Origin of the sequence: Paenibacillus sp. IHB B 3415 (assembly GCF_000802655.2) — a bacterium.
In the GTDB taxonomy this organism is placed as follows: Bacteria; Bacillota; Bacilli; order Paenibacillales; family Paenibacillaceae; genus Paenibacillus_AQ; species Paenibacillus_AQ phytohabitans.
The window spans coordinates 1-22217 of record NZ_JUEI01000089.1 but is presented as its reverse complement, the minus strand read 5'-3'; the positions used below and the strand labels follow the sequence as shown (position 1 = coordinate 22217).

Below are 22217 nucleotides of genomic sequence, written 5' to 3'. Positions count from 1 at the left end.
CTGCCAGAGCGGCGGCGGTGCCCGCCGCAGCCGCAGCGGTGCCGGCGCCCGCTGCAATGACATGGAACCTGCGGCTGCCCTGCAGGCCGCGCAGGACGGCATCCCGCTCGGCTGCGACGGCGGTCACGATCAGCACGCGCGGCGCGCGTGCTTCTTGCGCTGCAACAAGGTCCGCGGCGGTCTGCGAATTCAACTCAACCTTCGCTTCCATAATCAGCCTCCCTTTATATGTTTGTATCTAAAGATCTTCGATAAAACTGCCTGCCGGGATTATGTTCCTTGAATTCATCTTTACCTTTGAAAGTCTACGCCGTTTCTGAGAACAGGTCAAATTCGCAGGAGGTGTTCTAACGGAATCTCCAGACGTGTATAACGGCAGATACTAACGCTGTTCCGAACAGATTTTCTTTGGGCTACCGGGCTGGGAAACATTGATCTTATGTTGAAAAAAATGTGTTCTATGCGCAAAGGATTGATCTTTAGCAAGAGAAAAAGTATAAATATTACATAATAAAGTATTAATGAGAGATATTGTTGTTTATTTTGAGGAATCATGTCAAACGAAAAATGTGGTCTTCTATTCAAGGGTTTAGATTAATTTGTAATCAAAGATATAACAGGATATTTATCCTATTATATAAAACAATGAACAGAAGGGAGAAAACGAGAATGCAAAACAAAACAGCAGTAAAAGAAGTCAACAAAATCGTTTTGAAAGAAGTGCAACTGGATGCTTGTGAAGTTATGGAGGAAGCAATGACTCCTAGCTTTGGCTTTGGATGTCCTAACGGCTGGTTTGGTGCTTACTGCCATTAATACTTAAGATTCTGCAATTCATTTCAGAACGCTTACTCACAGGAGCTGGCGTTCTGAAAATGAGAAATGGAGGAGAATATGAAGGCGCATATTATTGAGGGGGCCAATACCAATGTATTGTACTTTCCGAATTCATATAAATTTTTCAAAATAGATGATCTGACTAAAAATATCATTTGTGATATTCATGAAGAGATGAACAAAAGTGAAATTATAGAAAAGTACAACATAGGGGAAGAGGATTACTGCGATCTTCACCAAATTGTAAACGATACCACCAGCAGTCTGACAGAGCTTCAAGCAGGTCCGAATGGCCTTTACAAATTAGTGTTGAATATAACTAATGAATGTAATTTAAATTGTGTGTACTGTTATGCCAATGGTGGAACGTATCAATCGGATAAGGGAGTTATGCAAAGGGAAGTGCTGGAACAGGCACTTAGCGTATTTTTTAACAGGTACAATAATATTGGTGTGATTCAACTATTCGGTGGTGAACCGACTCTGAATCTTAATGCTATAGCATATGTTGGAGCATATATTGAACAGAAGCTGCAAAATAAAGAAATCGATTATAAACCAGTTCTTTGCCTGACTACTAATGGGATGTGCTCCAGTGAAAAGTTTATTGATTTAGTAAACAGATACGATATAAAGCTTACCGTAAGTATAGACGGTCCCCGCAGCGTTACAAATCAGACCCGGCTGGCGAATACAGGTGCCGGTGTGGCGGATATTCTGGAAGATAACATTCAAAAGCTGCGCGCCCGGACCGGACAGCCCCAAAGTGCAGAAGTAACCTTTACACAGCTTCACGTTGAGCAGGACATTGAGGTCAGAGAAGTTGTGAACTATCTTGGTGCAAGGTTTGGAATTACGGATGTTCATGTAAGCCCGGTCAGCGCAGAGGAAGGAGCGGCATACAAGCTGAAGAATAGGGATTCTTTCCTTAAAGCCATCCCGGAAGTGATTAGAAATAAAGAAGACGGCTACATGCTTGTTAATAGAATAATAGACAATCTGAGAACAAAAAGAATGGACAGGCATATATGTAATGCTGGTACATCCATTTATTCGGTTTCTTCAAGTGGGGATATCTATCCTTGCTTCATGCTTACGGATGTTTGGGAGCATAGGCTTGGGAATGTGAATTCTGTAGATGAAGAATTTTGGAGTGAGCTGGATTCTCCGGCAAATCCGTTCCGCCGATTCGATAAGCTGAAGAATGAGCAGTGTAAAGATTGTTTTAATAACACGATGTGCAACGGGTGTATGGGAATCAATCATTTTGGTACCGGAGATATATTCAAATCTCCTGAAGAAGAATGCATTTTCTTGAAGGGATTGACTGAGCAAGTACTTTTGGCGCTGTGTGAAGAAGATAAGTAAGTGAGGTGTATAATGTGATAAAACCCAGAATAGCTTCCGATTTGGAAGCTTATTTGTTATTTGATAACAAAAATACGGAAAATATATATTGTATAGGAAGTATTACATTTGATCGGTACATCGAAGCTCAGGAAGCAAATAAAGATGCTATCATGCAGGCAGCCGGTTATTTTGACGGGGAACATACCTTGTCAGAGATAGACGATTTTCTCCAGTCCGATCACAACTTAAAGCTCGATGTGTATAAACTCAATTCTTTATTTGAACATGCAGGTCTGATCACTAATGCGGATATCGAATATGACAATAAAAACGAACTGGAAAAGCACGGCATACAGATTGCTTCAGTAAGCTTAAGCCGCTTTCAAAATATGTTCAGCATCCTGGCGAAATCGAGTCATTCATTACTGCTGACCGGATTCTTACTATGTATAGCTTCGCTTCCCTTAATACCAGGGGTTTTTAAAGAATTGTTATTTGTGAATATCTATAAAATCGTGGACTCCTCGACCGTAAGTCTGATCATCTCTTTAGCAGTAACCACGATAAGTGTTTTGCTCCACGAGATTTCCCATGCTGTAGCAGCCAAAAAATATGGGCTCATTCCAAAGCAAATGAAAATTACATTGTATCTGTACCTCAATCCTATGGCATACATTCTAACGAATGGAATCTATACGCTGGAACGCAAAAAGAGAGCCTTCATCTGGGTTGCTGGAATACTGTGCAACTTTATGATTTTCGCTGCAGCCGCAATAGGCCAATACTTCTCGGAAGGCACGCTACACAGCTTGTTTCTGGTTATCTGCTATTCAAATCTGGGGCTAATAGTAACTAACTTAATCCCTTTTCTGCCGCTTGATGGATATTTTCTGCTGACAACTTTATTGAAATTTCCTAATTTAAGAAAAAAGTCTTTTTCAGGAATTAAAGGACTGTTGAATAACCGGTCAATAAAAGTTAAGGGGATCTATATTATGTACTATACAATATCGATATCCATTCTTATCTATATTGTTCTGACACCAATTATTCAAGTGTATCATAATTTTCTAAAAGGGTACTCCAGCCAACATTACTGGCTTGACGGGCTCGCTGAAATCAAAATGTATCTGATTATAATGATGATCATCGTTTTTTCGAGAATAAGTGTTAAAATAAAGGATAAAAGGAAAAAAATATTTGTGAAAGTTCCGTGAGTCCGGTAGATAGCCGGATTAGAAATCATCAGTGGATGCAGTATAGCAGTATATAAGGATGTGGAAAATTGGAGCATATACTGATAGTTGAGGATGAGAAAGAAATTAACGGTCTGCTTCGCTGTTTCATATCAGAACACGGTTATTTGACTACTTCTGCGTATAACGGATTAGAGGCCTTGCAACTTATTCAAAGAGAATCTTATGATCTGATTCTGCTAGACCTGATGCTGCCGTATAAGAGCGGAGATCAGCTTCTGTGTGAATTGCGGGAACACTCTGCAGTACCGGTGATTGTGATCTCAGCCAAGGATACAACGCAAACCAAAATTGAGCTTTTACGGATCGGGGCAGATGATTATATCACCAAACCTTTTGATCTCGATGAGACCCTCGCGCGGATAGAAAGTAACTTACGGCGGAATAAAATGAACCAGGATACTGCGGGAAACAGATGTTTAACCTATCAGGATATTCAGCTCGATGAGATGAAGCATAGTGTAGAGGTTAAGGGTCGCGAGCTTGCGCTTACAGCCAAAGAATATGGAATTCTTGAACTGCTTATGAAACATCCGGAGAAAATATACTCTAAAGCCAATCTATTCAAAAGCATCTGGAATGAAGAATATATGAGTGAAGACAATACACTAAATGTTCATGTTAGCAATATACGCAATAAGCTGAAGGCAGCCAGTCCGGATAAGCTGTACATAGAAACCGTTTGGGGAATAGGCTACCGCTTGTATAAAACAGACCAGAACCGGTGAATTATTATATGCCTTATTATGAAGGAACCGTTTGCTCATGGCGCAAGCGGCTCTTCCTGTTGGGAGCAAAACCTCGCATGAACCATAACTTTACGAATTCTTTAAAGAGATCCCGGAGGAAATTAAGAATTTCTTTAAGATTACCTCTTACTATAGTCAGTAACGGTAAATATATACTTCAGCTTAACCGTAGAACGGAGCGTGACAGACATGAGTGACATCATCCTTACGACCAACAATCTCACCAAGAAATATAATCATGCATTGGCCTTGGATAATATTAATCTGAACATTGAAAGAGGAAAGATGTATGGCTTCATTGGTCAAAATGGGGCTGGGAAAACAACGCTGATCCGCCTCATTGTAGGGTTATCTTTTCCGACAAGCGGCGATTTGTACCTGTTCGGGAAGACGGGGAAGCAGGCGCTGCAAGAGCAGCGTAAACGGATCGGCTGTATGGTTGAAACGCCTGCTCTATATCCCAATATGACTGCTGTGCAGAATCTGGAAGTCCAGCGGATTCAGCGGGGAATACCCGATCGGCATGTTATCAGGGAGACGCTGGAGCTGGTCGGTCTGGATGATCATCTTACTGGCAGAAAAGCGGTCCGTAATTTTTCTCTGGGAATGCGCCAGCGGCTGGGTATTGCGATTGCCTTGCTGCATGACCCTGAACTGCTTATTTTAGATGAGCCGATTAATGGGCTTGACCCCATGGGGATCGCCGAAATGCGGATCTTGCTGAAACGCTTAAATGCGGAACGCGGGACCACGATATTGATATCTAGCCATATCCTTAACGAGCTTTATCAGACGGTGTCGCAGTATATCCTTATTAATCAAGGTATCCTGATTGAAGAATTAACACAAAGCCAGCTGAATGAGAAGTGCAAACGCCATATTGCGCTGCAGACCAATCATGTAGAGAATGCCCTGCTTGCTTTAGAGAACCGGCTGCACATCAAAGATTATCAGGTTATGCCTGACGGAACCATTAAGCTGTATGATCACTTGGATGACATGGAAGGCATCTCGTCCACATTAATGAAGGAAGGCGTCCTGATTACGGGAATGACAATGGCTGGAGATACTCTGGAAAGTTACTTCCTCGACCGTATTGGAGGAGAGAAGCATGCATTGTCTCATTAAAGCGGAAATTTACAAGCTGGTGCATGACCGGAGCTTTTTTATCCTTTTGGCTTTGTCTATAGTACTGGGCGGCTTCCTTATGCTGGATCAAGGAGAGCTTACCGGATATGAGAGTGTATTTGCGTCCTTGTATAATGCACCTATTTTAATGCTGCTGACATGTGTATTTGGGGCGCTCTACATTGGAAAGGATTTTGCAGACCACACGCTGTATCACATGATTTGCGCTGGGCATTCACGGAACCATGTATTTCTTAGCAAAACAATCCTATTTGTAGCGGGGTCGAACATGATTTTACTCCTGCAGCCGATCCTTAGTATCGCTCTTAATGCCGGTATTTACGGGTGGGGGCATCAATCTTTCGGGTCGGATCTGAAGGAGGTTATAAAATTATTTCTTATAACAGCTGTATTGAATGCGGCTATGTGCGGAATCTCCCTACTGGCGGCATTCATATGTAAAGATGTCGGTAAAACCTTATCCATTCCAGCGCTGTTTTATTTTTTGACCATCTTCCTGCTGAACGGCCCGAACGCGAAAGAAGTTGCGCGGTTTATTCCCCTGGGGCAGCTGAGACTGTTAATCGGGGATTCTTCATCCACAGGAGCGGCTCTGCTGGTCGGAATAATTTTTTTAGGCTGCTTCTGCGTAGCGGCCGGCAGGATTTTTAACCATTCGGAACTTTATTAAAGGGGGGGATGCCATGAATAATCTTATGCAGATGGAATGGTACCGCATAAAGTACAATAAATTTTTTGTCGGCTGTGCGCTGCTGAGTATCATTTACGGACTATTTGCCAGCAAAAGCTATATTGCCGATTTGACCACACATAAAGACGCTATAGGGATCTTCTATGCCATGGTTTATGACTCCACTGTCTGGCTTGTATTGTTCTCTGCTATCGTGGCTCTGATGATCGGTCAGGATTTCACTAACCGCACGATTCACCTGGAGGTTGTAGCAGGCCATTCCAGAATAAAAATTTTCTTCAGCAAATGTCTTATCTATTTAGCCGTGTTTAACCTCTTAATGCTGCTGGGTCCGGTGGTGGGTAGCATAAGAATGTCTTTTCAGCTGGGCTGGGGAGATTCATGGAATCATGATGCTTTGTATATCCTGCGGGTGATCCTGTTTTCGTTATTGCTTAACAGCGCAGTATTTTCAGTCTGTATATTTTTTGCCTTCATATTCAAGGATTCTGCTAAAACGGTATCTGTATCGATGATTGTTCTGTTTATCAGCGCTATGTGTATCGCCTATGCCGGGCCGATGGGCTGGTATGATGTTGTACCGTGGCTGCGGTTTCTGCCGATGAATCAAATTAGAGCATCTTTAGCCTATTCTCTCTCCCTGGTCCAGGCGTCAGAGATTGCACTTTCCGGGATAGTGTATCTGTTGTTGTTCATCGCACTTTCATTTCAGAGGTTCAATACTTGTGAACTCAAATAGGGACGGGGAAAGAGGCGCCATAATCCATGATGTATATTATTGTTCTGCTCGCGGTAATGCTTGCGGTGCTTATGTTTCGCCTCTTTTCGCTGAAAAGGCAAATACGCAATGTCACTAAACAGATGGTTGAACTGTCATCCGGGACTATTGAAAAGAAGTTGAATATATCATTGATAGATAAGAATTTGAATGTGCTCACTGCAGAGATAAATAAGAACCTGACGAAGCAGCGTGAGCTGCGTATTAACATGACACGAAGCGGAAACCATCTGAAAGAATCCATAGCTAACATCTCCCATGACCTGCGCACACCGCTGACATCGATGATTGGCTACCTCCAGCTGTTGCAAAAAGGAGCTGTAACATTAGAGCAGCGTGAGCAAATAGGAATTGTTTTGCGCAAGGGCCATCATCTGCAGACATTAATTAAATCATTTTATGAACTGGCTGTACTGGATTCAGAAGAAATTCAGCCGAAGTTCAAGAATGTGAATTACTCGAATGTGATTATGGATAGCGTTGTGGAGAACGCCGCCATGTTTGAAGAGCGGGGGCTGCATCCGCAGATAACGCTCCCGGAGGATAGCGTATTTGTCTGGACGGATGAGGATATGCTGCGGCGTATCCTGCAGAACTTGCTTGATAATGCAGCAAAGTATGCCACAGGCGAGATCAGGATCACCCTGCTGAAGAATAGTAAGACAGAATTGATGATGACGAATACGATATCAACTCCGAAAGAAGTTGATCCGGCACGGCTGTTCGACCGCTTCTATACTTCAGATGTATCGCGAAGTGTAGGGAGCACAGGGCTGGGGCTGTCGATCGTCAAAATTCTAATTGATAAAATACGCGGAACGATCAGTGCTGAGTTATCTGGAGACCACCTACAGATCAAAATTGTATTGTGAAGGTCTCATAGAAAAATGTATGGAGATGACTTAGATGCTTAAGATAGGAATATGTGAGGATGAACAAAACGTCCTTAATCAAATTAGCTGTTGTATTCAAGAAGCTTTAAACAATGAAATAGAATACAGCATCAAGGAATACAATTTCGGAATGGCCATGCTAAAGGACAGAGAAATTTTTGATCTGGTGATTCTAGATTTAGATATGTCGGGCATGAACGGATATGAGCTGGCACAGGAAATCCGGGAGCTTGATACAGAAGTGAAGATAGTATTTATAACCAATTACTCAATCTACAAAGATTATGCGTTCTCAGTTCATGCCTTTGGCTATCTGGTTAAACCGGTTAATCGTGATATTCTTTCTGCTATACTCCGAGATACCGTTAAGTACATTTCGCCGAGAAAAAAAGACACACAACAGGTTAAATTTTTGTTCAAGGAAGGTGTGAAGTCGTTTCACCTCAAGGAAATATTATACTTTGAGTATATGAACCGTGACATACACCTACAGACACTAAGGGATAAAGAATACATAATCCATAAAGAAAAGATATCTAATATTTCGAAGAAAATGAGTCTATATGATTTTGTGGTTCCACACAAGAGTTTTGTAATTAATCTGAACTATGTTAGTTATGTAAAGGGGGCGTTTCTATCCGGAATGGGGTCTGAATTTTTGTACACCCTATACTGTTGACAGATTCTACAGGATGCTGTATATTTATCTTAACTTAAAGATAATTAACTTAAAGATAAACGCGAACACGACAGGAGGTGCACATTATGAGCGGAACTAATGACACAACAAACACAACAAACGCAGCAGCTGACAGTACCATCGATCAGGAGCAGGCGGCATCACTGAAATTATTCGTTGTTCTGTCCAAGGCTTACAAGAGCCTGATGGATCAGGCGGTGAAGGATATGAAGAGCCACGGGCTGGCATCGGCGGAGTTCATGGTGCTGGAAGTCCTGTATCATAGAACGCGGATTCCACTGCAGCAGATTGGCGAGAAGATTCTGGTCACCAGCGGCAGCATCACCTACAACATCGATAAGCTGGAGAAGCGCGGACTGCTGAAGCGCGTTCCATGCGAGGACGACCGCCGTGTGACTTATGCCGAGATTACGGAAGCGGGGCGCGAGCTGTTCGATGATATTTTCCCCCGTCATGTCAGTTCCATACACAGCCTGATGGGCGGGCTGGACCGTGAAGAGAAGGCTCAGGCCACTCAGCTGCTGAAGAAGCTGGGTAAGGGCGTATAGGAGGAACAGCGGCGGCGCAGCCAGAGCCGGACAACGGCCAGCAAACAGTGCAGCGCCCGGCCGTTTAATTAATCGCATAGCAGCTTGATAGAGCAACCCGCAACTGAAATTATCTTTTAATCCCCACATATGGCGGGTCTGGATCGACCAAAAATTTTTATCTAATATCTTAACGTTAAGATAATTAAAATCGAGAGAATGGAGAGTGTTTAAAATGGTTAGTGTAGGTTTATTGTTGATGAGACTGGTAATTGGTGTAGCGTTTATCGGGCATGGTGCACAGAAGCTGTTCGGCTGGTTCGGCGGCTACGGCCCCAAAGGCACAGGCGGCTGGATGGAGTCGATCGGCATTAAGCCCGGCGTACGTATGGCGGTGCTGGCAGGACTGATGGAGCTGGTCGGAGGACTATTGTTCACACTCGGTCTGTTGACTCCGGTAGCTGCTGTGCTGATTGCCGCAACCATGCTTGGCGCAATTGTCAAAGTCCATGCTCCTAACGGGTTCTGGTCTACGGCTAACGGGATCGAGTTTCCATTAACGGTGTTGGTGGTTGCAGTCGGGGTGGCCCTGGCGGGTCCGGGTTCGATTTCACTTGATGCACTTTTCTTTAAATAATAGCCGGTACGCCAGGCAGCCTGCTCCACAGACAGCGGGCGGCTGCCCAGGGCGGACGTTAAGATAGCATCCTCATTTTACGAAAAAACAGATTGTACAACACACCTAATTTCAGGAGGTAATAATCATGACTATGCAAACTGCAGGAATTCATCATATCACCGCTTTTGTAGGAGACGCTCAGCGCAACGCTGATTTCTATGCCGGAATTCTCGGACTGCGCCTTGTCAAAAAAACCATCAACTTCGACGCACCCGACGTCTATCATCTCTACTTCGGCAATGAGCAGGGTGCACCGGGCACCATTATTACCTTCTTCCCCTGGTCTACCGGACGCAAAGGCAGAATTGGCGGCGGTCAGGTGGGCGTAACCACTTATGCTGTGCCGGCAGGCTCCATCGGGTTCTGGGAGCAGCGGCTGGCCGCTTATCAGATTCCGGTTACCAAAGTAAGCCGGATCGGCGAGTCTTATCTCTCCTTCGCAGACTTCGACGGTTTGCGGATTGAGCTGGTGGAACGTGAAGAGGGTTCCTTGAGCACCTGGTCCTTCGCCGGAGTACCTGTAGAACATGCGATCAAAGGCTTCGGAGGTGCTGTTCTCTACAGCGCTGCCCCGGACAAAACAGCAGACACTCTCTCCCGTACGCTGGGAATGGAGCGGACTTCTGAAGGTGACGGTTATATCCGGTACAGAGCTGCCGGTGATATCGGGAATATCATCGATCTGAAGGCTACTCCGGTTCCGCAGGGGGCTGGCGGCACAGGTACCGTCCACCACATCGCCTGGCGTGCCAAAGATGATGCCGAACAGCTGGAATGGGGCCGCCGCGTACAGAGCCACGGCTACCAGCCGACTCCGGTGCAGGACCGCCAGTACTTCAATGCCATCTACTTCCGTGAAGAAGGCGGAATCCTGTTCGAGATTGCGACCGATCCTCCCGGCTTTGCCCGTGATGAAGCACCGGATGCGCTGGGACAGAAGCTGATGCTTCCGGCATGGTTTGAACCGCAGCGTGCGGCGATAGAAGATAACTTAAGCCCATTTGAAATCCGCGAAATCGGGGTGAAGCAGAAATGAATATGACGCATGTATTCCATCAAGGTACGGATGTAACTCAGCCGACGCTGGTATTATTCCACGGCACAGGCGGCAACGAGCATGACCTGCTGCCGCTGGCCGGGCTGCTGGCTCCCGGCGCTTCGGTACTGGGCATCCGCGGGAATGTACTCGAGAACGGCATGCCGCGCTTCTTCCGGCGGCTGGCTGAAGGGATTTTCGACGAGGAGGATCTGATCTTCCGCACCCATGAGGTGAAGCAGTTCCTGGACGAGGCTGCAGCGAAGTACGGATTCGATGCCGGCAATCTGGTTGCAGTGGGCTACTCCAACGGTGCGAACATCGCCGGCAGCCTGCTCTTCCATTACGGAGGCATCTTCCGAGCGGCAGTGCTGCTGCATCCGATGGTGCCGCTGCGCGGCCTTGCGATTCCGTCGCTGCAGGGGGTTCCGGTCTTTATCGGGGCAGGAACCAATGATCCGATTATCCGCTCCGAGGAGACACGTGAGCTGGAATCCCTGCTGAGCGGCGCGGGAGCTGAAGTCACCTCGCACTGGGGCAATCAGGGACACCGCCTGAGCACCGCCGAGGCTGAAGCGGCCAGGGACTGGCTGGCCGGACTCACAGCTTCCGGAGAATGACATAACTATACAGACAACCGCCTGCGGGGGCTGCTGATCAGTGATATGATCGGCCGGCCGGCTCCTGCAGGCGGTTATTTACGATATAAAGGTATAGGTCCAAGATATATTTGCTCCCCCGTTCTATTCCCCGTTAATGCATAAAAGCATTGAACATTCAGGGGGGGATCGGGTAGTATGAAGAATAAAAAAACGGACCTGAGCAGAAACGGATTTGCCGTCTTTTAAAGAGGTGCCAAAAGAAAGGTTGCGTCACTATTCATGATTAAGCAAAACCATATTTCAAGCCTTGCGGAGGGTGGCCCGTCGAAGAAACAGCGGCTGCAGCTGGCGGTCATTCTGGGGGCTATCGCCACGATTGGCCCTCTGTCGATTGATATGTATCTGCCGGCTCTGCCTGCGCTTAGCACTCATTTCGCCACCAGTCCGGCCATGGTGCAGCTCAGCCTGACCTTCTTCCTGCTGGGGCTGGCCTCGGGCCAGCTGGTGGCCGGACCGCTCAGCGATGTGCATGGACGCCGTGTTCCGCTCTTTATCGGTATGGTGATTTATGCGGTTTCTTCACTACTCTGTGCGTTCAGTCCTTCTATCGGCCTGCTGGTATTTCTGCGTTTCATCCAGGGTCTGGCCGGATCTGTAGGCGTGGTCATCTCCCGTGCGGCTGTCCGCGATATGTACAGCGGCTCGGAATTAACCAAGTTCTTCTCGCTGCTGATGATTGTCAACGGGCTGGGGCCGATCTTCGCTCCTGTCATCGGGGGACAGCTGCTGAGAGTAACGACCTGGCAGGGTGTGTTTGTAGTTTTGTTTGTGTTCGGACTGCTCTTTGCGGCCATCATTCTGCTGCGTCTGCCGGAGACATTGCCCAAAGAACGCCGGATCAAAAACGGGCTCAAAGGAACGCTGCTCACCTTCCGTATCCTGCTCGGCAATGCCAAGTTTATGGGCTATGCCCTCTCCCAGGGCTTTGTTACAGCAGCCATGTTCGCTTATATTTCCGGTTCTTCCTTCGTATTGCAGATTATTTACGGGGTATCCCCGCAAATGTACAGCCTGATCTTCGCTGTTAACGGGCTCGGCATTATTATCTCCGGGCAGATTGCCGGCCGGTTGTCCGCAAGAGTAGGGGAGCGCAAGCTGCTGATTAGCGGACTTCTGCTCTGTACTTTCGGCGGTATCCTGCTGCTGGTTACCCTCCTTGCCGGAGGCGGGCTGCTGCCGATTCTGGTCTGCCTGTTCGCCGTGGTCTCCAGTGTGGGTCTGGTGAGTACAACCAGCTTCTCGCTTGCCATGCAGGATCAGGGAGAAACCGCAGGCAGCGCCTCTGCACTCCTGGGTCTGCTTCCCTTGCTGCTGGGCAGCTGTGCGGCTCCGTTAGTCGGACTTGGCGGCAGTGATTCTGCTGTGCCGATGGCGCTGGTCATCGCGGGAGCAGGCATCCTGTCCATTTTATCGTACCTGCTGTTCTGCAAAAGAGCGGACAAGCCATGAGCCGCAAGGATTTCACCACCCTGCTGCTGCTTGCCTTCGCCTGGGGAGCTTCCTTCCTGTTCATGCGGATCGCCTCTCCCGAATTGGGGCCGGTCTTCACGACCGAGCTGCGTGTTACGCTTGCCGGAGCAGCCCTGCTGCTCTATGCGTTTGTGACCCGGCGCAAGCTGGGTATCCTGAAGCACTGGAAGCAGTTCCTGCTGCTCGGTGCCATTAATGCCGCGCTTCCGTTCACCCTGATCTGCATGGCTGAGCTGCATCTGAGTGCTTCGCTGGCGGCAATCCTTAATGCCACGACCCCGATGTTTGCGGCCCTGGCCGCCTGGGGAACCCGGCAGGAGAAGCCGGGCCTGGCCAAGTCGGCCGGCCTGGTCATTGGTCTAATTGGCGTAGCTGTTCTGGTCGGCTGGAGTCCGGTACCGCTCACAAGTACAGTTCTCTTGTCAGTAGGCTACTCGCTCTGCGCCGCATTGTGCTATGCATTTGGAGGATTATATGCTTCACGTGTAGGCTCCGGCCTCACTCCGCTGGCGCTTGCTGCCGGACAACAGCTGGGTGCAAGCGTGGTGCTGCTGCCGCTGGCGGTTATTTTTGCCCCGGATCATCTGCCCTCGGCCGCTGCGGTATACTCCGTACTCGGCTTGTCGCTGATCTGTACCTCGGTGGCTTACCTGCTGTACTTCCGCCTGATCGCCAGCATCGGCCCGGTCAAAACCGTCAGTGTCACATTTCTCGTGCCTGTATTCGGCCTGATGTGGGGAGCCATCTTCCTGCATGAGCCGGTCTATGCCAATACCCTTGCCGGACTGGTCATCATCCTGCTGAGCGTAACGCTGGTTAACCGGAAGCCGCGCAAGTCTTAGGACAACAGACATTCAGCAAACTTTCAGCGCATTTTAACGTTCTTCTGGGGTGAAGGGGCTATATTGAAGAGGTGAAAGGAGGGATAGGCATGAATATTTCATCCGTATCCGCATCAACGTCCACCTCGTATACGTCCTCCAGTGCAACGGATACAGCCGCGCTTGAGAAGCAGAAGGCAAAGCTGGAAGCTGACCTTGAGAAGGTAAGTTCAAGTAAAGACGACGAGAAGACCAAAGAAACCAAGACCAAACAGCTTGAGCAGCAGATCAAGCAGATCGAAGCGCAAATTGCCCAAAAGTCACAGGGGACAAGCAGCTCCTCTTCGGCCGGAAGTGCAGCTGCACCTCCAGAGAAACCTGCTGACAGCAGTAAGCTGATGGCGGCATCTGTCCAGGAAATCGCGACGGCAACCACAGATAGCGAAGGCAGATTTGACATTCGGGTATAACCCCGGCTAAACAGCATGCCTGAGAAGAGGACCGCCATTGCCGTGGTGACTGGTTCTCTATTGCGGTATGACAACCCTTGTGCAGCAAGAAATAGGCATCCGGACTGATCGCAGTCCGGGTGCCTATTTTTTGTATCCCAGGATTTTGTATCCCAGGATCAATCAACCTTCGGTTTTCCGCTGAAGCTCAAGCTATTCCTACGGTTACTGCGGACTCTGCAGTGATTTACACTTTGCCGGCAGTCTAACTCTGGTGAACATACAACCGTTATACGGGTCATCTGCTGCTGATATTGCTATAATAGGTTTTATGGAAAATGCTGAATAATGTTTAAGCATCAAGGGTGAGTTCAGCAGTAAGGGCAGGTGAAGTCATGAATTCAAAGTCATGCATTCAATGAAACAAAGATTGGAACGCTTCAGATTCGTGAGGCTGCTTCTATCCATCTACCGGATTAAGGCGGTAAGGGCGCTTGTTCCGCTGCTGATCATCGGTCTTGTCTATTGGGAAGGGCAGAATGAGCTGAAGCAGATTCATTTGGGGATGATCATTCATGAATTAAAAGCAGTCCCCGCGCCGGCCATTCTGCAGATGCTGGGCATTTCCCTGCTCTCCGTTGCGGTCATGAGCACTTATGATTATTTAATCCGCGGGCATTTCCGCTTGCAGACCAGCTACTTAAGCACCTTCCGCTATGCATGGATCGCTAATACGTTCAATAACCTGATCGGCTTTGCCGGTCTGGCTGGCGCGGGCCTCCGGACGCTGCTCTACAAAAAGAGCGGTGTGCCCTCGTCCGTGCTGGCACCGGCTATCGTATTTCTGTCACCGCTGATGATTACAGGGCTGTCGCTGCTCTCCTTGTGCACCCTTACCGGAATCCTTCCGGCGGATGCCCTTCTGCATGAACATCGCTGGCTGGTATTCGCGGTGTGGGGAATGGCGCTTTATTTGCCCTTTTTTGTAATTCTCCAGCGTTCCTCACTATTCGCCAAGTGGATTAACCGGGGGCAGGGCAGGACATCCTGGCTGACGGTAGCGGCTTCTGTCGGAGCTTCCTTCCTGGAGTGGGCCTTTGCCGGACTGACCTTCTGGATGATTGCCGGTCAGCTGCTCGGCGGTGCTCCGTTTGTTACGGTCTTCAGTATTTATGTCGTTGCCGCCATTGCCGGCATTCTAAGCATGGCTCCCGGAGGCATCGGTGCCTTCGACCTGATTGCCCTGCTTGGACTTACCCAGCTGGGAATCCGGAGCGATCAGGCCATGGCCGTACTCGTCATCTACAGATTATTCTATTACATTGTGCCCTGGCTGATCGGACTGGTGCTGGCGGCGCTGGAGATCGGACTGCCGGGTAAGAAGGGGACTGAACGCAGCGGAGACAGAGTCGAAACTCCCGTTACCGTATGGCAGAGAATGTGGGGCTGGCCCGGCCAATACACCTTCCTCAGCGACCTGGGGGTCTGGGCACTCGGCAAGCTGGTGCTGGCCAGCGGCCTGATTCTGCTGCTGTCCGCAGCTACACCTGAGCTGCTCTACCGGCTGCGGATCACGGAGGATCTCTTGTCCCTGCCGGTGATGCAGATTTCCCATCATCTGTCCGTGCTGATCGGCTTCATGCTAATTCTGCTGTCGCGGGGAATTTCCCTGCGTGTCCGTAGAGCGTATATCTGGACGAGTCTCTTGCTCCTCGGAGGGGCGGTATTTGCTTTTACGAAGGGGTTTGATTATGAAGAGGCGCTGTTCCTGCTGCTGGTAGGCCTAATCCTCTGGATCTCGCGGACCCGGTTCTACCGGATCAGTGTGCCGCTCAGTACCAGGAGCACCGTATGGTGGCTGGCTCTGACTTCAGTTGTAGCACTCGGTTATTATGGGCTGGGGAGCTATTCGCATCACGGTTTCCTGAAGCATCTCCCGGCGGGAATCCGGCCGGAATGGCTGCGGCAGCACAGCAATGTGGCGGTTACAGCTATAGGCGGACTGATCTTCTCCTGGCTGCTGCTGACTATGCTTGTTGCTCTCCGGCCGCAGCGCAAGGCCGATGAGCTCTTCGCGGATAAGGATATGGCGCGGCTGGAGCAGTTTCTGGCGGAAGGCTGGGGCAATGCCTTAAGCCATATGCTGTTTCTGGGCGACAAAAGCTTCTACTGGGCCCGGGAGGGCAGAGTGTTATTCGCTTTTGCCAGAGTAAGGGACAAGCTGGTGGTGCTGGGTGATCCTCTGGGTCCTGTAAACCTGGTCAATGACGCAATCAGCGAGTTCCGCCAGGCGGCGGATTTGTATGGACTCGCCGTAGTATTCTACCAGGGTACACCAGCCTACCTCCCGGTGTATCAGAGCCAAGGCTACCGGTTCTTCAAGCTGGGCGAGGAAGCGTTGGTGCCGCTTGAGAACTTCAAGGTCAGCGGCCCCCGCAATGCCAATCTGCCCAGTGTGGCAAGCCGGTTTGAACGTGAGGGCTATGTCTTTGAGATTGCCGAGCCCACACATTCCGCAGACCTGCTGCAGGAGCTCCGGACGTTGTCGGAGGAATGGCTGAACGGGCGCCTGGAAAAAGGGTTTTCGCTGGGCTGGTTCAGCAAGCCGTATCTACAGCTGGCTCCGCTGGCGCTGCTGCGCGGAGCTGACGGGAAACTCATGGCTTTTGCCTCCATTGCCCCGGGCTATGACGGACACAAGACCGTGTCCATTGATCTCATGCGCCACCGCAAGGATACCCCAAACGGGACTATGGATTACTTGTTCCTGTGTCTGCTGGAGTGGGCGAAGTCGCGGGGGTTCCGCAGCTTTAATCTGGGTCATGACCCGCAGCCTGGTGTCGGCCGGAATGCCGGAGCGATGCGCGAGGAGAAGGTGGCCCGCCTGGTCTTTGAACGCGGCGGCCACTGGTACGGATTCTCCGGCCTGCGGCGGTATAAGGAGAAATTCGGGCCGCAGTGGGAGCCGCGGTATCTGGCCTATCCTGCATCGCTTACCCTCTACCTGTTAACCCTCGATCTGGTGAGACTGGTTTCCCGCCATCCGGGTCCGGAAGATAAGGAATAAGAGCTGGACGATTCTCCTGAAATGGGAGATACTAATTTTACCAGCAACCGGACCGCAGAACAGGCAACTATAGAGTATAGATCATTTTGGGAGGGCTCCTGTTCTTAGCGGAGCCCTCTTTTTTGGGCTTGAAGCTGTATCAAGGGGGCTAAGTCAGCCAGTAAGGACAGGACAGGGCAGGGCAAGGCAAGGCAAGGCAAGGCAAGGCAAGGCAGGGTTGCGGGATAATTTGAGGAGGCGGCTGTTATGGGGAAGGCAGTAATGGAAATTATGGAGAAACGCAAGTCTGTGCGGACTTATGAGACCACACCAATTGATACAGCAGCCCATGCCTCCATTATGGAGTATCTGGATAAGGAAGAGAATTTGCGCGGTCCTTTTGGCGGGATATCAGGGATTGAATGGATCTGGGCCAAAGGCGGGGCGGGGGAAGGCAAGGGCATGAAGCTGGGCGCTTACGGGATCATTGTGAATCCGCAGGCTTACCTGGTAGGCTCCGTGCGTAACGGGAAGCTGGCACTGCTGGAGTTCGGATATACCTTCCAGAAGCTGATTCTTTTTGCGACCGGGCTGGGTCTTGGAACCTGCTGGATTGGCGGAACCTTCAACCGCAAATCCTTTACCCGTGAGCTGGAGCTTGCCGAAGGGGAGATTATTCCCTGCATTACGCCGCTCGGCTACGCGCGGGAGAAGCAGCGGCTGCTGGATACCACGATGCGGTATGTGGTCAGAGCCGACAATAAGAAGCCTTGGCAGGAGCTCTTCTGTGACGGTGATTTCAGCAAACGGCTGACACCGGAAGCCGCCGGGAAGCTGGCCGTCCCCATCGAGATGGTCCGGATCGGCCCGTCAGCCTCCAACAAGCAGCCCTGGAGACTTGTCTTGTCTCCAGACCGGCAGCAGTTGCATTTCTACTTGGAGCATACGCCTAATTATAGCGGCAATAAGCTCGGATTCCAGATGCAGCGGATTGATATCGGTATTGCCGCCTGCAATTTCGAGCTGGCCTGCCGCGAGCTGGATATTGCAGGCACCTGGACCATTAATGATCCGGGAATAGAAGCCGGCAGTCCGAATACGGAATACATGCTCAGCTATACACTTAGCTGATCCGGGCAACCCACCACAGCAGGCCCGCTGCCGTCAGGATACATAGCGCAACCCATGTATCGCGCTTGTTCCAGGCCAGCTGATAGACAGGAGTCCGCTGCTTGGCGGGATCATACCCGCGCGATTCAACGGCTGTAGCCAGCTCGTCGCCCATGCCCAGGACAAGAATCAGCAGGGGCACGATGATCAGGGCAATCTGCCGCGGGGACCAGCGCGCCAGTCCGCGGGCCCGCCTGCCGCGCGAGCTCAGCGCCAGCTGCAGCTGCGTCAGCTTGCCGAGAATCCAGGGCACGAACTGCAGTGTTACGGACACAGCCAGCGACCAGTTGCGGGTCCGGATTCCAAGATGTCTCAGCGGAGCAATTCCCCATTCCAGCCCTTCACGCAGCGGAGCGCCGGTAGTGGTCTCGGTGAACAGGAACCCGAGGACGATCAGCAGCAGAAACCGCAGCACGCTGATTCCTCCGCGCTGAAGTCCCGCAGAACTGAAGCTGAGCGGGCCGATGCCGAAGCCGGGCGAGTTCCAGCTGAGCCCGGACAGCAGCCAGAGGAACAGGAACATGAGGAGGAACGGGCGGAAGAAGCGGAAGGCTCTCCGCCAGGAAATTCCGGCCGAAACCGTGAGTCCGGCCAGCAGGCTTGCAGCCAGCAGCAGCGGGAGGAAGGTATCCATCCCCAGCACGGTCAGTGATCCGATAATCATCCCCAGCCATTTGACCCGGGGATCCAGTCCCTGCCAGCGTAACCGGACAGGGGCTTGTTTGATTGATAAGTGTACAGATGTTGCGGGCTCCCCGTAAAGTGCCTGAGGAATCATTGAAGCCAGGGCCTCGCTTGCCGGGCCTGGTGTGGCGGCAGATAGATCTGGTGCGGCTCCGCTTGCCGGGTCTGGTGTGGCGGCAGATAGACCTGGTGCGGCTCCGCTTGCAGGTAGGGATTCCGTCACGCTTCTTCTCCCTTCGCTGGGCTCCTTGTGGGCGGCTGCAGGAATGCTGACAGACTGCGGAACGGGCAGAGGCTCCTTATCCAGTCCGGCGAGCAGCTCCTCCAGATTGTCCGGCAATGCTTCAAGCCAGCCGCGTTCTACAAGCCTGCGGCCTATCGAGGCATAAGCCGGAGGCGTAAGTCCGGCAGCTCGCAGCAGTCCAGGATCCGCTGTAAGTGCCGCAGCAGGGCCGTCATAATGGACCGCGCCCTGCTTCATCACGATCACCCCGTCGGCAACCGGCAAAAAGCTGTCCAGATCATGTGTGCCGATGATCAGAGTCAGGCCGCTCTGCCGCAGCTCCTGCACCATTTCCAGCAGCGACTGTGCCGCCAGCGGGTCCAGTCCTGCGGTCGGCTCATCGAGAATGAGAAGCCCGGGCCGGGAGGCTATGGCTCCGGCAATGCAGACCCGCCGCTTCTCGCCTCCGCTAAGCAGAAAAGGGGAACGTCCGGCGAACTCATCATAAGGCAGCCCGGTCCGCGCGAGGGCGCTGCGGATGATGTCGGTCCGCTGTACCTTAGGCACGCCGCGCTGCGTCAGGCCGTATTCGATATCCTTATGGACGCTGTCCGCGAACAGCTGGGTCTCCGGCTGCTGAAATACCATAGCGACAGCCTCCCCGGCCTTGCGGTCCGCAGGCTTCGTATCCTCATGAATGATATTGCCGGATGCTGGATGCTCCAGCCCGGCGAGCAGGCGCAGCAGAGTGGACTTGCCGCTTCCGTTAACTCCGCAGAGCACGGTCAGTGTGCCTGAAGCGATATTCAGGGAGATATCCTGCACGGCGTACTTGCCGTCGTAATGGAAGGAGAGATGCTCTGCCTGAATCCTCATAGCATCGCCTCCAGCTGCGGCTCGGTCAGCGGGAGCAGATGAAGCGGCCATTTCTGTCTCTGCAGCAGTCTCCCGATGCGGACCACAGGCGATGGAGTCCATCCGAGTGCATCCGGCAGGCCGGAGGCGTAGAACAGGGTGCGCGGATCGCCGTCATAGAGCAGCTGGCCATCGCCCATAACGGCAATGCGCGGGCTCTCGGCCAGTTCCTCCATCCGCTGCGTGACCCAGAGCACAGTTGTGCCGCTCCTCCATAACCGCCGGGCCAGCCCAAGTATATCCTGCCTTCCCGCAGGGTCCAGCATAGAAGTGGCCTCATCGAAGATGATCATGCCGGCTTCCAGGGCAAGGCAGCAGCCGACAGCCAGGCGCTGGCGTTCTCCGCCGGATAGACTGGCAACATCTGCATCGGCTTTGTGGGCCAGTCCTACCTGCTGCAGAATATCATGGATTCGCGTAATCATCAGATTCCGGTCCAGCCCGCGGTTTTCCAGCCCGAAAGCGATGTCCTCAAAGGGCGTCGAGCCCACCGTCTGTGCCTCGGGATTCTGAAATACAAGCTGGACCTGCTGCTTCACGTCAGCGCGGTTCTGAGGCGAGCGCAGGTCCAGCCCGGCGACGGACAGACTGCCTCCTGACGGGGCAATCAGCCCGTTGAAGGTGCGGACCAGCGATGTTTTGCCGCAGCCGTTGGCTCCTGTGAGCGCAACCCATTCTCCCCGTTCAATATGGATACTAATCCCTTGCAGAACCGGGCGCCTGTGCTGGCCATCCCGTAAAGACAAGGTCAAATTATGCGCCCTGATCATCCTCATGCCCGCTTTCCTTACAGCTCTAGTCAACAATCGCTCCCCATTATAACAAAGATTTAAGGATTGATGTATCCGGAGGGGGATGATATAGTGATCCTAAAAAAAGGGGGTACTCCCGGCAATGAAAAAATGGACGACCCGCGGCCTGATATTCAGTGCATTATTCGCCGCAGTTATGATTGCTCTGAGTTATTTAAAGATCTCTCTGCCTTTTTCTACTGTACCTATTACAATGCAGACCCTGGCTGTCATGCTGGCTGGTTCTATTCTGGGGGCACGCTACGGCACGCTCGCCGTACTGATCGTGATCGGACTAGCTGCTGCGGGCTTCCCGGTGATGGGCGGAAGCGGCGGACTTGCGGTGCTGGTTGGCCCGACCGCAGGCTATATATTCTCCTGGCCGTTCGTAGCCTGGCTGATCGGCTTCTTCGCCCAGCGTATTAAGCAGGATAAATATACTTTCGTGAAGCTGCTTGCGGCCAACTTTATTTTTGGTGCGCTGCTTGTCTATCCTGGCGGCGTATGGTGGCTGGCCCACTCAACCGGCATGGACTCGCTGGCCAAGGCGTTAACTGCTGGCATGTGGCCGTTCATTCCGGGCGACCTGACCAAGGCAGTACTATGCTCTGCCGTAGTGACGGCTGTGTGGAAGGTGTATCCGATCGACCGTATTTTAAACAGTGATTCCGGTGTCTGGGCAGACGGGGAGAAGTCAACCGTCATTCGTTAGCCGGCTGAGGCTGTTAATGGCTGGCTAAGGTGGCAAACGGCTGGCTGGCTAAAGTGGCTAATGGCTGGGCTGAGGGTGGCAAACGGCTGGCTGAGGCTGGCTAATGGCTAGCTGAGGTGGCGAACGGTGGCTGAGGCTGGCTAATGGCTCGCTAAAGTGGCTAATGGCTGGCTGAGGTGGCAAACGGCTGGCTGAAGCTGGCTAATGGCTGGCTGCACGGAGCAAAGAGGCGATTTCGCTGCCGTATGGCAGGGAGTCGCCTCTTTTATTGTTATAATATCCGTCTGTAGTGGATAGAACGTGCATGATGTCCTAGTTAGGTTTCTTTGGTACTTGGAGCCAATCCGCTTGAAGGACAAATTTGTTCTTGTATCAGGAGCCCACCGAATCCCCCGGAAGTCGGCAGCACGGTGAAATCAAAGGGATAAATCCCTCTAATTCCGCTGAAAATGAGCTGTATGATGAAATTAAAGGGATAAGTCCCTCTGATTCTGCCGAAAGCGTGCTGTATGGTGAAATTAAAGGGATAAATCCCTCTAATCACACCCGGACGTTGACCAAAGGAGGAAGTGAAGAGCAAAAGTGGACTTCTGTCAAGAAAGTAGACGTTGAACTAAGAGATTTCCCGC

The 22217-nt window shown here is 51.0% G+C and carries 22 protein-coding genes and 1 pseudogene; 20 read left to right on the top strand and 3 right to left on the bottom strand.

Annotation, left to right across the window (positions count from 1 at the left end; genetic code table 11):
- Window positions 1–211 (bottom strand): annotated as a pseudogene (locus tag QW71_RS30185) (hypothetical protein); the annotation flags it as partial.
- Window positions 212–669: 458 nt separating this feature from the next.
- Between QW71_RS30185 and QW71_RS40685 the strand changes: the two are divergent.
- The 18 genes from QW71_RS40685 (at window position 670) to QW71_RS30100 (ending at window position 18224) form a co-directional block, all read left to right on the top strand.
- Window positions 670–816 carry a hypothetical protein gene (locus QW71_RS40685; protein WP_160311854.1) on the top strand — a complete coding sequence of 49 codons (147 nt, stop codon included), beginning with the start codon at window positions 670–672 and terminating at the stop codon, window positions 814–816.
- A 78-nt stretch (window positions 817–894) separates the two neighbouring features.
- Window positions 895–2205 (top strand): radical SAM/SPASM domain-containing protein, encoded by a 1311-nt coding sequence (locus tag QW71_RS30180; RefSeq protein ID WP_039308246.1) that lies wholly within the window; start codon window positions 895–897, stop codon window positions 2203–2205.
- 14 nt (window positions 2206–2219) lie between these two features.
- Window positions 2220–3404, top strand: coding sequence for a metalloprotease (locus tag QW71_RS30175; RefSeq protein WP_039308243.1), 1185 nt, complete (start codon window positions 2220–2222; stop codon window positions 3402–3404).
- 68 nt (window positions 3405–3472) lie between these two features.
- Window positions 3473–4171, top strand: a complete 699-nt coding sequence (locus QW71_RS30170; RefSeq protein WP_039308241.1) for a response regulator transcription factor — start codon at window positions 3473–3475, stop codon at window positions 4169–4171.
- A 210-nt stretch (window positions 4172–4381) separates the two neighbouring features.
- Complete coding sequence (locus QW71_RS30165) at window positions 4382–5320, top strand: ATP-binding cassette domain-containing protein (RefSeq protein WP_039308238.1); 939 nt, start codon at window positions 4382–4384, stop codon at window positions 5318–5320.
- Window positions 5304–6011: an ABC transporter permease gene (locus tag QW71_RS30160; RefSeq protein ID WP_039308236.1), complete on the top strand. Its 708-nt coding sequence runs from the start codon at window positions 5304–5306 to the stop codon at window positions 6009–6011. The genes QW71_RS30165 and QW71_RS30160 overlap by 17 nt, the downstream gene beginning before the upstream one ends.
- 13 nt (window positions 6012–6024) lie before the next feature.
- Window positions 6025–6771, top strand: coding sequence for an ABC transporter permease (locus QW71_RS30155; protein WP_039308233.1), 747 nt, complete (start codon window positions 6025–6027; stop codon window positions 6769–6771).
- Window positions 6772–6797: 26 nt separating this feature from the next.
- Complete coding sequence (locus QW71_RS30150; RefSeq protein WP_039308230.1) at window positions 6798–7682, top strand: sensor histidine kinase KdpD; 885 nt, start codon at window positions 6798–6800, stop codon at window positions 7680–7682.
- A gap of 34 nt (window positions 7683–7716) precedes the next feature.
- Window positions 7717–8382, top strand: a complete 666-nt coding sequence (locus tag QW71_RS30145) for a LytTR family DNA-binding domain-containing protein (protein WP_047014062.1) — start codon at window positions 7717–7719, stop codon at window positions 8380–8382.
- Window positions 8383–8468: 86 nt separating this feature from the next.
- Complete coding sequence (locus QW71_RS30140) at window positions 8469–8951, top strand: MarR family winged helix-turn-helix transcriptional regulator (RefSeq protein WP_047014061.1); 483 nt, start codon at window positions 8469–8471, stop codon at window positions 8949–8951.
- A gap of 214 nt (window positions 8952–9165) precedes the next feature.
- Window positions 9166–9567, top strand: coding sequence for a DoxX family protein (locus tag QW71_RS30135; RefSeq protein WP_039308226.1), 402 nt, complete (start codon window positions 9166–9168; stop codon window positions 9565–9567).
- A 127-nt stretch (window positions 9568–9694) separates the two neighbouring features.
- Window positions 9695–10645 (top strand): ring-cleaving dioxygenase, encoded by a 951-nt coding sequence (locus tag QW71_RS30130; protein WP_039308223.1) that lies wholly within the window; start codon window positions 9695–9697, stop codon window positions 10643–10645.
- Window positions 10646–10647: 2 nt separating this feature from the next.
- On the top strand, window positions 10648–11265 hold the full coding sequence (locus tag QW71_RS30125) for an alpha/beta hydrolase (RefSeq protein ID WP_039308221.1): 618 nt from the start codon (window positions 10648–10650) through the stop codon (window positions 11263–11265).
- 261 nt (window positions 11266–11526) lie between these two features.
- Complete coding sequence (locus QW71_RS30120) at window positions 11527–12756, top strand: multidrug effflux MFS transporter (protein ID WP_039308218.1); 1230 nt, start codon at window positions 11527–11529, stop codon at window positions 12754–12756.
- A complete protein-coding gene (locus QW71_RS30115; protein WP_039308214.1) occupies window positions 12753–13619 on the top strand; it encodes a DMT family transporter in 867 nt (288 codons plus the stop codon). The genes QW71_RS30120 and QW71_RS30115 overlap by 4 nt, the downstream gene beginning before the upstream one ends.
- A gap of 89 nt (window positions 13620–13708) precedes the next feature.
- Window positions 13709–14068 (top strand): FlxA-like family protein, encoded by a 360-nt coding sequence (locus QW71_RS30110; protein WP_039308211.1) that lies wholly within the window; start codon window positions 13709–13711, stop codon window positions 14066–14068.
- A gap of 388 nt (window positions 14069–14456) precedes the next feature.
- A complete protein-coding gene (gene mprF / locus QW71_RS30105) occupies window positions 14457–17114 on the top strand; it encodes a bifunctional lysylphosphatidylglycerol flippase/synthetase MprF (protein ID WP_039308209.1) in 2658 nt (885 codons plus the stop codon).
- Window positions 17115–17360: 246 nt separating this feature from the next.
- The gene (locus tag QW71_RS30100) at window positions 17361–18224 is read left to right on the top strand and encodes a nitroreductase family protein (protein ID WP_039308207.1); all 864 of its coding nucleotides are present in this window, start codon (window positions 17361–17363) and stop codon (window positions 18222–18224) included.
- Here QW71_RS30100 and QW71_RS38370 read toward each other — a convergent pair.
- Window positions 18217–20046, bottom strand: coding sequence for an ATP-binding cassette domain-containing protein (locus QW71_RS38370; protein WP_052770451.1), 1830 nt, complete (start codon window positions 20044–20046; stop codon window positions 18217–18219). The two genes, QW71_RS30100 and QW71_RS38370, sit on opposite strands and share 8 nt — an antisense overlap.
- A complete protein-coding gene (locus tag QW71_RS30090; protein ID WP_039308204.1) occupies window positions 20043–20861 on the bottom strand; it encodes an energy-coupling factor ABC transporter ATP-binding protein in 819 nt (272 codons plus the stop codon). Before QW71_RS30090 ends, QW71_RS38370 begins: the two co-directional genes overlap by 4 nt.
- A gap of 118 nt (window positions 20862–20979) precedes the next feature.
- On the opposite strand from QW71_RS30090, the gene QW71_RS30085 reads away from it, so the two are divergent.
- Both QW71_RS30085 and QW71_RS41620 read left to right on the top strand, forming a co-directional pair.
- The gene (locus QW71_RS30085; RefSeq protein ID WP_039308201.1) at window positions 20980–21588 is read left to right on the top strand and encodes a biotin transporter BioY; all 609 of its coding nucleotides are present in this window, start codon (window positions 20980–20982) and stop codon (window positions 21586–21588) included.
- Between the two features lie 367 nt (window positions 21589–21955).
- On the top strand, window positions 21956–22217 hold a 262-nt coding region (locus QW71_RS41620), incomplete at its 3' end, for a hypothetical protein (protein ID WP_235441595.1).

Coding starts and splice junctions, on each gene's coding strand:
- QW71_RS40685 (WP_160311854.1), top strand. CDS start 670: ATGCAAAACAAAACAGCAGTAAAAGAAGTCAACAAAATCGTTTTGAAA.
- QW71_RS30180 (WP_039308246.1), top strand. CDS start 895: ATGAAGGCGCATATTATTGAGGGGGCCAATACCAATGTATTGTACTTT.
- QW71_RS30165 (WP_039308238.1), top strand. CDS start 4,382: ATGAGTGACATCATCCTTACGACCAACAATCTCACCAAGAAATATAAT.
- QW71_RS30160 (WP_039308236.1), top strand. CDS start 5,304: ATGCATTGTCTCATTAAAGCGGAAATTTACAAGCTGGTGCATGACCGG.
- QW71_RS30155 (WP_039308233.1), top strand. CDS start 6,025: ATGAATAATCTTATGCAGATGGAATGGTACCGCATAAAGTACAATAAA.
- QW71_RS30150 (WP_039308230.1), top strand. CDS start 6,798: ATGATGTATATTATTGTTCTGCTCGCGGTAATGCTTGCGGTGCTTATG.
- QW71_RS30145 (WP_047014062.1), top strand. CDS start 7,717: ATGCTTAAGATAGGAATATGTGAGGATGAACAAAACGTCCTTAATCAA.
- QW71_RS30140 (WP_047014061.1), top strand. CDS start 8,469: ATGAGCGGAACTAATGACACAACAAACACAACAAACGCAGCAGCTGAC.
- QW71_RS30135 (WP_039308226.1), top strand. CDS start 9,166: ATGGTTAGTGTAGGTTTATTGTTGATGAGACTGGTAATTGGTGTAGCG.
- QW71_RS30130 (WP_039308223.1), top strand. CDS start 9,695: ATGACTATGCAAACTGCAGGAATTCATCATATCACCGCTTTTGTAGGA.
- QW71_RS30125 (WP_039308221.1), top strand. CDS start 10,648: ATGACGCATGTATTCCATCAAGGTACGGATGTAACTCAGCCGACGCTG.
- QW71_RS30120 (WP_039308218.1), top strand. CDS start 11,527: ATGATTAAGCAAAACCATATTTCAAGCCTTGCGGAGGGTGGCCCGTCG.
- QW71_RS30115 (WP_039308214.1), top strand. CDS start 12,753: ATGAGCCGCAAGGATTTCACCACCCTGCTGCTGCTTGCCTTCGCCTGG.
- QW71_RS30110 (WP_039308211.1), top strand. CDS start 13,709: ATGAATATTTCATCCGTATCCGCATCAACGTCCACCTCGTATACGTCC.
- mprF (WP_039308209.1), top strand. CDS start 14,457: ATGCATTCAATGAAACAAAGATTGGAACGCTTCAGATTCGTGAGGCTG.
- QW71_RS30100 (WP_039308207.1), top strand. CDS start 17,361: ATGGGGAAGGCAGTAATGGAAATTATGGAGAAACGCAAGTCTGTGCGG.
- QW71_RS38370 (WP_052770451.1), bottom strand. CDS start 20,046: ATGAGGATTCAGGCAGAGCATCTCTCCTTCCATTACGACGGCAAGTAC.
- QW71_RS30090 (WP_039308204.1), bottom strand. CDS start 20,861: ATGAGGATGATCAGGGCGCATAATTTGACCTTGTCTTTACGGGATGGC.
- QW71_RS30085 (WP_039308201.1), top strand. CDS start 20,980: ATGAAAAAATGGACGACCCGCGGCCTGATATTCAGTGCATTATTCGCC.